This is a genomic window from Serratia sp. 3ACOL1, from assembly GCF_003668775.1.
In the GTDB taxonomy this organism is placed as follows: Bacteria; Pseudomonadota; Gammaproteobacteria; order Enterobacterales; family Enterobacteriaceae; genus Chania; species Chania fonticola.
In genome coordinates, this window is record NZ_CP033055.1 from 2,079,735 (window position 1) to 2,092,400 (window position 12,666).

Annotated in this window: 9 protein-coding genes; 4 read left to right on the plus strand and 5 right to left on the minus strand. The window is 53.4% G+C overall.

Translation table 11 applies throughout. The features are described from left to right. Window positions 1-126: 126 nt before the first annotated feature. Both D9980_RS09595 and D9980_RS09600 read right to left on the minus strand, forming a co-directional pair. Window positions 127-873, minus strand: coding sequence for a transcriptional regulator (locus tag D9980_RS09595; RefSeq protein ID WP_121607142.1), 747 nt, complete (start codon window positions 871-873; stop codon window positions 127-129). Window positions 874-1,417: 544 nt separating this feature from the next. Further along, a complete protein-coding gene (locus D9980_RS09600) occupies window positions 1,418-2,815 on the minus strand; it encodes a NarK family nitrate/nitrite MFS transporter (RefSeq protein WP_121607143.1) in 1,398 nt (465 codons plus the stop codon). Window positions 2,816-3,168: 353 nt separating this feature from the next. Between D9980_RS09600 and narX the strand changes: the two genes are divergently transcribed. After that, the gene (gene narX / locus D9980_RS09605; protein ID WP_121607144.1) at window positions 3,169-4,953 is read left to right on the plus strand and encodes a nitrate/nitrite two-component system sensor histidine kinase NarX; all 1,785 of its coding nucleotides are present in this window, start codon (window positions 3,169-3,171) and stop codon (window positions 4,951-4,953) included. Window positions 4,954-4,962: 9 nt separating this feature from the next. Beyond that, window positions 4,963-5,613, plus strand: a complete 651-nt coding sequence (gene narL / locus D9980_RS09610) for a two-component system response regulator NarL (protein ID WP_024485411.1) — start codon at window positions 4,963-4,965, stop codon at window positions 5,611-5,613. Here the strand turns inward: narL and D9980_RS09615 are convergent. From D9980_RS09615 to D9980_RS09625, 3 genes are all read right to left on the minus strand, one after another. After that, the gene (locus D9980_RS09615; RefSeq protein ID WP_370454335.1) at window positions 5,610-7,052 is read right to left on the minus strand and encodes a YchO/YchP family invasin; all 1,443 of its coding nucleotides are present in this window, start codon (window positions 7,050-7,052) and stop codon (window positions 5,610-5,612) included. The genes narL and D9980_RS09615 overlap by 4 nt on opposite strands. A gap of 886 nt (window positions 7,053-7,938) precedes the next feature. Continuing rightward, window positions 7,939-8,892 (minus strand): HTH-type transcriptional regulator Cbl, encoded by a 954-nt coding sequence (cbl, locus tag D9980_RS09620; RefSeq protein WP_024485629.1) that lies wholly within the window; start codon window positions 8,890-8,892, stop codon window positions 7,939-7,941. Window positions 8,893-9,199: 307 nt separating this feature from the next. Then, window positions 9,200-9,895, minus strand: a complete 696-nt coding sequence (locus D9980_RS09625) for a gamma-glutamylcyclotransferase (RefSeq protein ID WP_121607145.1) — start codon at window positions 9,893-9,895, stop codon at window positions 9,200-9,202. 505 nt (window positions 9,896-10,400) lie between these two features. On the opposite strand from D9980_RS09625, the gene D9980_RS09630 reads away from it, so the two are divergent. After that, window positions 10,401-11,219 carry a siderophore-interacting protein gene (locus tag D9980_RS09630; RefSeq protein WP_024485631.1) on the plus strand — a complete coding sequence of 273 codons (819 nt, stop codon included), beginning with the start codon at window positions 10,401-10,403 and terminating at the stop codon, window positions 11,217-11,219. Window positions 11,220-11,528: 309 nt separating this feature from the next. Next, window positions 11,529-12,629, plus strand: coding sequence for a sodium-potassium/proton antiporter ChaA (gene chaA / locus D9980_RS09635; protein WP_024485632.1), 1,101 nt, complete (start codon window positions 11,529-11,531; stop codon window positions 12,627-12,629). The last annotated feature ends 37 nt before the right edge of the window (window positions 12,630-12,666 follow it).

A 12,666-nucleotide genomic window follows, 5' to 3' on the forward strand; every position in this document is an offset into this window, starting at 1 on the left:
CTGGCGCGGAAATTTAGGGGTAGTGGCGGTAAAACGGATGTGTGAGACGAGGTTAATGACAAAATGACGGTGTAATTTTGCGCAGTTTAATACTCATATCTTAAACAGCTTGGAGGGGGATCCCTGCTAGCGAGTGCGACATTCAACCCGCATTTCCTTTTCATTCCCCGCCAGATACACGCAGTTCAGCGCCTGTGGATTAACACCAGGGGAGGTGTCTAATGAAAAAGAGAGGACCATACGAGGGCTGTTGAGCTGCTCATGCTGTATTGCAGGCCTGGTTCGACTGCCCAATGCATAGGATAAAAGTGAAACTGTCAACAGCGCAATAAACGCAGCCAGATACTTCAATATTCTGCCCCAAGGCGTTAGCGTGTTTCTCCCGGCATCAACCAAAGACGTTTCACTTAATAGCGGATTCATGAGGGAATAACCTTCCGACAACGTTGCATTTTCAATAATCTCATCGGCCATATGATTTAATTTACCCTCAGATAAATCACCATTGAAAGTTTCAGCATCATCATTTCCAGGAATAATCCCCGTAACGACGGCAGATTCCCCTGATGATATAAAGTTAAAAATCGTTTTATCTTCCACCTTATAACCAAGACGGGGAATGGTCCTGATGAGAGCATGTTCCGTGTCGCCAATTTTCTGGCGAATGGACTTAATCGTCTGATTTATTGTCGAGTCTGAGCAATAGGTGCCTTTCCAGATAGTCTCAATGATTTCTGAGCGGCTCACCAACTCTGGCGAGCGGTTAACCAGCAGGGAAAGGATCTGAAGCTCTTTCCAACGTAGGCGTGAACGCTGCCTGGAGGGGAGCAAAACATCAAAATTTATGATTTTTATTTCCTGTTCAGCATCCACTTTTCATTTCCCTTATGAGTTCACAGCGTCCTCATTTGTATAGAAACATGAAAAAATGTTCAAGAATTTAAATATAAACTCAGTGAAATAGACTTACTTTATATTTCACCTATTTTTCATAACTTAGTGAAGTCATGCAACTCACCGAGAAAAATCACCCCCCTCCTGGCCCATGGTCAAATCAGACATAAACCACTCCACACCGAGGATGTGAGGGTTTATTTTATGATGATACAGTGGACATTAAGATTTCATTAATAGATAAACATGGGATCATCTTATCCTCAATCAACAAAAGAAAAGCGATGTTAATATATACCTATAAAACCGCCAGGCGTCAGTAACATGACACAACGGAGTTTTGACCAAAGTAGCGGTGAACTCACCGATTGGCTATCAGTGAAACAACGTGTGGGAATTGAGAAGGAAGACACTCCCCGGCAATCGGGGAGTGTCAGATGACTGACAGGCAATGTTGCTGAATGGGTATGCATCGCACATATTCGACCGAAGGGGTGCCGCATACTGCGCCCGCTTAACTCAACTAGCGTGAAACCTTTTTACGGCCGTAAACGCCCCAGGTGACCACGACACACAGAATATAAAACACCAGGAAGATCTTCATCGCCCCAGCCGGTGAGCCCGTCAACGCCAGCGAAGTCCCAAACGCCTTGGGAATAAAGAACCCCCCTGCCGCACCAATCGCCGAGATAAAGCCCAACGCCGCAGCCGAATCGGTTACCGCCTCGCGCTGTGCCAACTCATCGCTTCCTCCTTCGGCTTTCACTCTGTCCACGGTGATTTTACGGAATATCACGGCGATCATCTGGAAGGTCGAACCGCTGCCCAACCCAGCGGTGAGGAACAGCACCATAAACACGCCATAGAAAGCCATAAACGAGCCCTGATGATCGCTACCCGGCAAGGTAAGGAACAGCAAGGCAGCGAAAATAGCCATGACTATAAAATTCAGCAGCGTCACACGAATACCGCCAAAGCGATCGGAAAGCGCCCCGCCCACGGGACGAGCAAGCGCCCCAAGGAACGGCCCGAAGAAGGCATAATGCAGGATCACCACGTCAGGAAACTGGGTTTTCGCCAGCATGGCAAAACCGGCAGAGAAGCCAATGAAGGAACCAAAGGTTGCCAGATACAGCAGGCTCAAAACCCACAGATGACCCCGTTTGAGTACCGGCAGTTGTTGGCGCAAAGAAGCCTTTGAGGCGGCCAAATCGTTCATACCGAACCAGGCCGCCAGCGTTGCCACCAGCAGGAAAGGCACCCAAATCCAGGCGGCGTTTTCCAACCACAGCTTGCTGCCGTCTGGCTGTGTCTGCCCAGTACCGCCCAGGAAGCCAAACATGGCGAGCGAGATGGCTAACGGAGCCACCAGTTGCATCACGCTGACCCCCAGATTTCCCAGACCGCCATTCAGCCCCAGCGCGCCACCCTGCTTCGCCTTCGGGAAGAAGAAGCTGATGTTCGCCATGCTGGAGGCAAAGTTGGCCCCGGCAAACCCACACAACAGCGCAATAATGATAAATACGTTGAATGAGGTGCTCGGATCCTGCACCGCATAGCCCAGCCACAGGCAAGGTACCAGCAGGAAACAGGTGCTGATGGCCGTCCAACGGCGGCCACCAAACATCGGGATCACGAAGGAATACGGCACGCGCAGGATCGCGCCGGAAACCGAAGGTAATGCGGTCAACAGAAACAGCTGATCGGTGGTGAAGTTAAAACCCACCTTGTTCAGATTAACCGCCACGGCGCTGAACAGCATCCATACGCAGAAGGCGAGCAACAGGCAGGGTATGGAGATCCACAGGTTGCGGCGGGCGATGCGGTGCCCACTCTGCTGCCAGAATTCGCTGTTCTCAGGTTGCCAGTCCTGAATAACCGCACCCGTTTTTTTTGCTAAAGGCATTGCAGATTGCGACATAATAACCTCAGAAACACAGTGATAACTGCGCACACCCTAGTTGATCCCCTCAAGCGGTAAAGTTGACGCAAATCAATGAGCAAGCAGGTAACTCATGGCGCAAAAACCTCATACATCCCTTAGTGAGTAGCTCATTAAGGCCAGCTAATCTATTGGTATTCAGCAGGTTATATCACAGTAGTGCCAAAGGTTTGGCAATGGGTCAGGTAGCCGGAAACTAAGGGGTACTTCGTTAGGGGTATGGGGTTACGCCGGGGGATAAGGAAAAATGGCTGCTATTGACGTAATTTGGCGGCCGGAGTTGCTGGTATCCACTCTCTGGTTTCTGCTGCTCTATAGGGGACGCGTATTCGATGAAACGCTTGCTGGCTCCGCTTTCCATCGTTAACCAGGTTGCCCTGCTAATGCTACTGCTGGGGGTGCTGGGTATCGCCGGAATGAGTATTTCCGCCTGGATGTCGCAAAGCATCCAGGGCAATGCTCATGCCATCAACAAAGCGGGTTCCCTACGGATGCAGAGTTACCGTCTGCTGTCTCAGGTCCCTCTGGATGCCCAAAGTGACATACTGATGCAGGGATTGGATCAGGATGAAACCAGCCGCGATTTGCAGCAGGCGCTGGAGCGCGAAGGGCTAACCCCGCAGTTGCTGAGGCTGCGTGACTATTGGCTAAACCAGCTGCAACCAAGGCTGCGCCAAGCACAACACCCCGCCGATGCGGCTCCCCAAGTGGCCCATTTTGTCAGCCTGTTGGACAAACTGGTTTCTGATATCGATCATCAGACCGAACGGCGCTTGTTGATGGTGACGCTGGTTCAGGGGGGATTTATCGCCCTGACGCTGTTGCTGCTGGTCGGCACCATCTGTTATCTACGCCGCCGTTTGCTGCACCCTTGGCGTCAGTTGGTGGCACTGGCAATGGCGGTTGGTCGCGGTGATTTCAGCCACCGTTTTGCCCAACGTGGGCATCAGGACGAGATGTCTTCCCTCGGCGCTGCGCTCAACACCATGTCCGACGAGCTTGCCACCATCTATGCCAGGCTGGAGCAACGTGTCGCAGAAAAAACCGCCGACCTGCAACAGAAAAACCAGGTGCTGGGCTTTCTGTATCACACCAGCCGCCAGTTACACACCAGCGAGCCGATCTGTAGCCGCCTGACGCCGATCCTCAACCAGTTGCAAACGCTGACGCCGCTACACAGCATCCAGGTACGGCTGTATGAAAACAACAGTCAGGAACAGTTTCTGCAATTAAGCGGTAACCAACCGTTGAGGCCGGAGTATTGCCATAATCCGGTCTGTAGCGCCTGCTTAAGCGAACATCAGCCGCATAGTCAGGGCCACCCTTCTCTTAGCTGGAGCCTGAGTGACCAACTGGGCAATTATGGCATCGTCGTCGCTCAACATGCGCCAGAACAACGGCTAAGCGATGAGCAATGCCAGTTGATGAATACCCTGATAGAGCAGTTGACCAGCGTATTGGCGATAGAGCGCCAGGTTGACCACCAGCAGCAGTTGATGTTGATGGAAGAGCGGGCCGCGATCGCCCGCGAGTTACATGACTCCATCGCTCAATCCCTCACCTGCTTGAAAATGCAGACCAGCTGCCTGCAAATGCAGGGGGGCGAGCTCCCTCCGGCCAGTCTGGCGCTGGTGCAACAGATGCGTGAAGAGATCAGTACCGCCTATCGTCAGTTACGCGAGCTGTTAACCACCTTCCGCCTGCGCCTGACCGAGCCTGGCCTGCTGGCGGCACTACAGTCTACGGTGCAAGAATTCAATCAGCGGCTGGGGATCACCATCGAACTGGATTATCAGTTAGGCCCACGAAGCATACCGGCCTATCAGGCGATCCACCTGCTGCAAATCGCGCGAGAGGCATTGAGTAACATTCACCAACACGCGCAGGCCAGCCAGGTCGCGATTCGGGTAACAAACCTGCAGGGAAAAGTCACCCTGAGCGTCAGCGATAATGGCCGTGGCCTGCCAGATATCAGCGAACGGCCCGATCACTACGGCCTGATCATCATGCGCGATCGCGCCAAAAGCCTGCACGGCCAGTGCGAAATCTTGCCGTGCAGCGGCGGCGGCACCGAAGTACGGGTGACGTTCCGCCCGGATAACTCTGCTATCGAATAAGGAAATACCATGACGACCGAAGAAGCTGCCACCATACTGCTGATTGACGATCACCCCATGTTGCGTAACGGCGTCAAGCAGTTGATTAGCATGGATCCGCGGCTACAAGTCATCGCCGAAGCCAGCAATGGCGAACAAGGGGTGGAACTGGCGGAGCTGCACGATCCCGACCTGATCCTGTTGGATCTGAATATGCCCGGAATGAACGGCCTGGCAACGCTGGATCGTCTGCGCCAAACCGCCCTTTCCGGCCGCGTGGTGGTATTCAGCGTCTCCAATCATGAAGACGATGTGGTGAGCGCGCTAAAACGCGGTGCCGATGGCTATCTGTTGAAAGATATGGAGCCAGAGGAACTGCTCAAGGCACTGCATCAGGCGGCGGCAGGGCAAATGGTACTGAGCGAAGCATTGACGCCAGTGCTGGCGGCCAGCCTGCGGGAAAACCGCCCGGCGGTAGAACGCGACATCCAGCAGTTAACCCCGCGCGAGCGCGACATCCTCAAGCTGATCGCGCAGGGGCTGCCAAACAAGCTGATCGCCCGTAAACTGACGATCACCGAGAGTACCGTCAAGGTGCACGTGAAACACCTGCTGAAGAAGATGAAACTGAAATCCCGCGTCGAAGCCGCCGTTTGGGTGTTGGGTAATAAGAAAGATTAGTTACCCTCTGGGTGCAACGGCCCGGTAACCGCCGGGATGGCCGGTGGCTGCAGGGTTTGCGGCGGCGGTAACCCAGGCTCCCCTTCAATAGACAAGCTCAGGGGAGCGGCAACCTGTAGTGTGATCCAGTTCGAGGTGGCTTTCTGCTGCTTTTCATCCTCAAGGGTCACGGACAGTTGGTAGTGATTGCTGGCCCCTGGCGTCTCATCCCACGCGGGCACCGTCAAGGTCCACCCTTGCGGATCGTTGATATTCGCCGGCGGCGTCAGGCTGACTGCCTGAGTGTCCCCTTGCCAGTTGACCGCAGTGATCTTATTGGCCGCTTTGATTTCCAGCACCAGCGGCAGCGTTTCCCCTGGATTCAGGCTCCATGACGGCGTGGCCAGAAACACCTGCAACGTTTTGCTTTCACGGAACTCCAGCACCGGCACATTATTACGTTCAATGCTGTCATAGCGGCTACCGCGCAATGATTTGGCCTGTTCCACGTAGTACGGAGAAATCTGTTTGAGCAGCGGTACCCCAAGGCGGTAGGTCATGGCCAGCTCGACCTTGTCCTGGGTTTCGCCCACATTATCCAGTTTGTGCAAGGCTTTGACCGTGACCAACGGGACCGGTGTATAGTTGAGCCCCACCTGCATAGCGCTAGGATCGGTTTGTTTGTTGCCATTGCCTAACAGATCGACACTGGCGCCGCGATACTGTTCAAAGCTGAGCGAGGCCCCAAGCTGGTGATAAAACGGCAGATAACCTTGGGTGGTAATGTCGTAGCCACGCGCCGGACGGCCAAGAAAGACGGCATTATTTGCCTGTGGAGAAAATGACGATAGCGGGTGGTAATAGTTGGCCGACAAGCGTAGATAGTCACCCCAGGCTTCAGCACCGATGCTGCCACGGTTGCGCTGATTCTGGAAATCACTGTCGAGCACGGAGTTGTAGCCCAGCAGCCAATCCCCCACCACCCAGCGCTGCCCCAGGCCAAAATTACCCTGTGAACCGTTAGCCTTTTGCAGATAACCCACCTGGCTGTAGGTCAACAAGCCATCCACGTCATAGAGCGGGCTGAACAACTGACCGCTGCTGCCGGTAAAATCCCCTTCAGGTGTTACCGCAAGCGACAGTTTAGCGGTGCCAAGTGGTGAAAGTAACTCCTCGGTCTCCTGCTGAAGGACCGAGCTGGCCTGGTTGGTCAGGTAATCTTTGGTATCGGCGCGCGCCCGCTCGCTGGATATCTGGTTAAGATTCTGCTCTGCCAGCTTTTTCGCCCGCGTAGCCCACTCTTTTTCTTTTTCGGCATCGTTGACGCCAGCACTGCCCAGTTCTGGCAGCTCTTGCGCCGGAGATGCCTGCGCCTTGACCTCACTGACCACTGCCGCTGGCTTTTCTATCGGGGTCACGGCCGCAGGCACTTTAGCCGCGATATCAGCCGCATTTGCCACCGCCGGTGGGGCAATGGCCTGGGGCTCTACGGGGGTTGGTGGGGCCACTGTCTGAGCTTCTGCTACCGTAGCCGGTGGCGCTACCGTCTGGGTTTCTGCTGCTGGTGCTACTACCTGAGCTTCTGCTACTGCCGCCGGTGGCACTACCGTCTGGGTTTCTGCTGCTGGTGCTACTGCCTGAGCTTCTGCAACTGCCGCCGGTGGTACCGGCTGTGTTTCTGCTGTTGCTGTCGGGGGCGCTTTAGTCAGATCGTCAATCACGCTCGTCCCAACCGAAGGAGTTTCCTCCGTAGCCTCAGCTACGCTTTTCGCTGCAACAGGTGCCTCAGCCTGGGCGTCAGGCACGCCAACCACTGCCGGGGGAGCTTCCGCCTGGGCGTTAAACATTATCACCGGTAGTGCTAATAACCCGAGTAAGCGCGTGCTGGATAACAACTGTGACATCTTTTGCTGAATAACCTTGCTCATAACCACGTTTGCCCTTCGCCTTCCTTGCCGCATGGCAAACCCACCTCGTTGACACTACCGTTCCGGCAGGAAGAAAAAACCTGCCGCACAGCATAATGCAACCTGAAGCCATAGGGTAAGCGATCGGCAAAAAGAAGCCATCGGAAAAACCTGTAATCGGGGATTTAAACAAGGGGCATAACCAGCGATAAAAAAGACGTCCGAACAGCACATTCCACCATTGGGGCAAACGTGCTGCACGGACGCCTGTTGAAATTCATCGCGGATACTCAACGTTTCCGCCTTTAAAGTAAGCAGCTTGCATGCCAGTTTGCCAAGCCACAGATTTTAGAAGGTTATTGCCGTGCAAACTGTAATCCACCCCTCACTATTGCACAGTGATATGGCGCACTTTGCACCATGCCAGCGCATTACCGCCTCAGATCTGATAATCGATAACCTGTTCCAACTGATCGGAGAACACTTTCTCTTTAATTTCCGTGAGTGACAAGGTGGGATTACATAGCTGGATAAACTGCCAGGTATAGTTACGTTGTAACTGACCGCGTTTCAGGCCCAACCAGACGGTATTAGGCTCAAACAAATGTTCGGCATTGAGACTGACCAGCCCACGATCGCGCTCTTTTTCAAACGACATATCCGCCAGAATGCCCACACCCAGCCCCAATTCAACATAGGTTTTGATGACGTCAGAATCCTGGGCACTTAGCGCGATATCCGGCGTCAGCCCCGCAGCTTTAAATGCCGCATCCAGCCGCGAGCGCCCGGTGATACCCTGGCGGTAGGTAATCAACGGCAGCGTACTGAGCATCTCCAACGTGACCAGCGGTTGGCGTGTCAACTCGTGGCCTTCCGGAACCAGGATCGCATGGTTCCAGCGGTAATAGGGAAAAGCGGCCAACGACTCTTCGCTCATCAGGCGTTCACTGGCGATACCGATATCCGCTTCGCCGCAGGCCAGCATGGCGGCAATCTCCTCCGGGCTCCCCTGATTAAGCACCACGCGCACCTGCGGATACAGCGCCCGAAACTCCTTAATCACCCCCGGTAGGCTGTAGCGAGCCTGGGTATGGGTGGTGGCAATATGCAGTTGGCCCGCGTCTTTACTGCTGAACACATCGGCCAGACGGCGGATATTATTGGCATCATTGAGGATACGCTCCGCGACCACCAACAGCTCTTTGCCCGGTTCGGTCATGCCTAATAACCGTTTGCCACGGCGGATAAATATCTCAATCCCCAGCTCTTCTTCCAGCTCGCGAATATGACGGCTAACCCCAGACTGTGAGGTAAATAATGCATTCGCGACGTCAGTCAGGTTGTAGTTGCAACGCGCTGACTCACGAATGATTTTTAATTGCTGAAAATTCATTCCGTCCCCTTCTCTCTCCAAAATCGTTAACAATATTGATACGGAGTCTGCGCAGACAGAACAAATAAGGAATAATCTTTACTTATAGCTTTTAATGCTAAGTGCATTTTTTAGCATTAAAAATTCACCACCGCTTTTCTTAAAATTACAAATAGCTTTAAAATTAATGAGATAAATAACCATCAGAATACTATGGTTAAACAAGCTATGCAGAAAAAGTTATTACCTAGAGGGATAAGATATATCAACGCGAGGGTTGTTTAGACATTTGGGGCGCGCAATACGACGCCCCGAAGGTAACTGAGGGTTAGGCCGTGGCTTCGCCACCTATTGGCCCTGAGGTGTTTTGTTGCAGCCACTGACGGACATAGCCGACCAGATCGCCAATGCAGTCATCCTTCATGCCGTGATTTTTCAGCTCGTTGTCCAAGGCAAACAGATACTGCGCATTGGTGCCCAACGGGCCGCTGGCGCTGGCGATCAACGGAGCGATCACCTGATGGCTGGTATCCGCTTCAAATAGCGGATGCTGCGGGTTCATCACAAATACCAAGGCGGTAACGACGCTGCCGTCGTCCAGCGTCAGGTCACACCAGGTTGGCAGATAGCAACCGGTGATCATCTCACGCTTCCACAGTAGTTCCAGCTCTTCACGCAGTTTATCTTCCGGCAGGCGGAAGGCCAGACCGGTGGTTTGCCCCCCTTCCTGCAGAGCCAGCATGCGCCCGGGTTGATGCAGCGTGCCCCGTCCGGCGGTCAAACGCAGGCAAAATGCCCGATGCCAACCTTGCAGCGTCGCCGGGCGCACCTCTTCGGATTCAAATACCGGGTTCCACATCAGTGATCCATAGCCAAAAACCCATACCGGGCTATTATCCGGCCGTCTGGAGAGTGTACATGTCAGTGAGGCCGAGCGCTGTTCCGGTGTCAGCAACAGCGACTCTTCGATCGTGCCGAATGCCGTTTTGCAGTCTGCTTTTTGCAGAAAATCTCGAGTTAACACCTAATACAACCTCCTGGGAATAGGATTGCCCTAAACCCTTCGCCACTGTGTATGCAATTTCTTTTTTGGGATGCGGGGCGTGTTTATTTCCACCGCCCAGCAAAAATATATACCCTATGGATTTCAAGTTGCAGCTAGGCAACAAGCTTACTCATCCTCAGGAGCTTACTTTTGGGTAAGTGACTGGGGTGGGTAAGTGCAGATAACAACGCTGCAACTTGAAAGACGACGGGTATAAATGACCATATTCTTTTCTGACCTCTCAATCAAGTTTCCAGGCATATTTAATGTGAAAAAGTATTTGTACCCAGAAGCAATAATAATTATAGACGTAGAACTTTACTCTTCCCCTGCGTTTTGTTAACAGAGCTCAGCGTTTTAACCGCAAAAAAATACAATCCGGGCGGATCACGCCGCTTGCCCTGATGTGCCATGCCAATCAGCAAACAATTCTCATTATCAAATGGCGTGATATACTGGCCGCAGAATGATAAAGGAGAGTCCTGTGACAACCGAAACCCCACGCAGCCGCGCCCCCTATTTGATCGAAGTTGCCCGCTTACGCGACATCACGCCGCACCTGCGCCGTATCACCTTCAGCGCGCCAGACCTGCATTATTACCCGGCAGAAGCCGCCGCAGCGCATATCAAAGTGTTCTTGCCGCTCGCAGGCCAAACGCAACCAGACCTGCCCACGCTCACCGAGAAGGGCCCGGTATGGGCCGCCGATGCCGTACGTCCACTAATTCGCACCTACTCTATTCGAGCCGTTCGCCCGCAACAGGGTGAGATTGATATTGAGTTTGCCCTGCACGACCACAGCGGGCCAGCGGTGAACTTTGCACGTCAGGCCAAGCCGGGGGATAAAATTGGTATCAGCAACCCTGGCGGCCCCAAGCCAATGTTGCCAGAAGCCGACTTTTACTGCCTGGCAGGCGATCCTTCATCGTTACCGGCCATCGCCGCACTGCTGGAAAACTTGCCAGCACGTAGCGAAGGCCACGCTTTTATCCGTGTCGATACCCCTGCGGACGTTATCAATCTGCAAAAACCTGCCGGTGTTGAACTAAGCTGGATCATTGGAGGCACGGAGAAAACGGCCGATCTCATCACGCAATTCTGCGCCTTGCCACTGCCGCAAAGCGGCACCCAGTTCTGGCTGGCAGGTGAGGATCGTCTGGTGGTCGAACTGCGTCGTTACCTGCGCCGGGAGCGCCAATGTGAGCGTAATCAGCTTTATGCAGTGCCTTACTGGCGTGAAGGGTTAAATGAGGAGGGTTACCACCAGAAAAGGCACGATATCATGGATAACATTGACTCCTGATCGCCATTATCTGCCTTATTTTCCGTTGAAAATGCCGGTTAAGCCCCATTTATAGACGTTTAACAAGTAATGCCTGGTGTTTAACGTAAAAGTAAGTAAAAAAAACCGCATCAAATGCGGTTTTTTTGTTACTCTTATCGCATAAAGCAAAGTTTTGCTTTCTAAAAACTAAACACAACATCACATTATTACTCGGCGTCATGCGCAGAGTGTATCCTATTATTATTAACAACTTTCTGGATACGCTGACCCTATCTGCAGGTGAACAGCGATGACGGGCCACGCAGTTTGAGAAGGAGATGTACCGTAATGAAGTCGCACAACGATCCTGGCCGATCCAAATCTCGCCACACAGAGTATTCCCTGATTTTCCCTATCGCCGCGCTGGTTGTGCTCAACTTATGGAGCGGTACCAGCAGTTTCCCACTGATTGTGGCCATCAACATTATTGCCCTGGTCGGTATCCTCAGCAGTGCTTTCAGCGTGGTACGCCATGCCGACGTACTGGCCCACCGCCTGGGTGAACCCTACGGCTCGCTGATCCTCAGCCTGTCGGTAGTGATCCTGGAAGTGAGCCTGATTTCGGCACTGATGGCAACCGGCGACGCGGCCCCGGCCCTGATGCGTGACACACTGTATTCAATTATCATGATTGTGACTGCCGGACTGGTTGGGGTTGCCCTGCTGCTCGGCGGGCGCAAGTTTGCTACCCAGTACGTTAACCTTGGCGGTATCAAACAGTACCTGATGGCGATCCTCCCACTGGCGGTGATCGTGCTGGTGTTGCCAAGCGCCTTGCCTGGGGGCAACTTCAGCGTGGGCCAGTCACTGCTGGTTGCGGCCATCTCAGCGGCAATGTACGGCGTGTTCCTGCTGATCCAGACCAAAACCCACCAGAGCCTGTTTGTTTATGAACACGAAGATGACGATGGCGACCCACACCACGGTAAACCCTCGTCCCACAGCAGCCTGTGGCATGCCTCTTGGTTGATCGTGCATCTGGTCGCGGTAATTGCCGTAACCAAATTCAACGCCAACCCGCTTGAAGGCTTGCTCACCAAGCTGAACGCACCAACGCAGTTCACCGGTTTCCTGGTTGCGTTGCTGATCCTGTCCCCAGAAGGGCTGGGTGCTCTGCGCGCGGTGTTGAACAATCAGGTGCAGCGCGCCATGAACCTGTTCTTCGGCTCGGTGCTGGCGACCATTTCACTGACGGTGCCAGCGGTAACGATTATTGCCACCCTGACGGGCCAGACGCTAATCTTCGGCCTGCAGGCACCGCATATGGTAGTGATGCTGACGGTGTTGATATTGTGCCATATCTCGTTCTCTACCGGCAGAACCAACGTGTTAAACGGCACCGCGCACCTGGCGCTGTTTGCCGCTTATATGATGACGATATTTGCCTGATACCGGGTGGTTACAAAACATCAACGGGGCGCATTAT

What these genes read in the sequence shown, in the direction of transcription:
- D9980_RS09600 (WP_121607143.1), bottom strand. Translation starts at nt 2,815, where the DNA reads ATGTCGCAATCTGCAATGCCTTTAGCAAAAAAAACGGGTGCGGTTATT.
- narX (WP_121607144.1), top strand. Translation starts at nt 3,169, where the DNA reads ATGAAACGCTTGCTGGCTCCGCTTTCCATCGTTAACCAGGTTGCCCTG.
- narL (WP_024485411.1), top strand. Translation starts at nt 4,963, where the DNA reads ATGACGACCGAAGAAGCTGCCACCATACTGCTGATTGACGATCACCCC.
- cbl (WP_024485629.1), bottom strand. Translation starts at nt 8,892, where the DNA reads ATGAATTTTCAGCAATTAAAAATCATTCGTGAGTCAGCGCGTTGCAAC.
- chaA (WP_024485632.1), top strand. Translation starts at nt 11,529, where the DNA reads ATGAAGTCGCACAACGATCCTGGCCGATCCAAATCTCGCCACACAGAG.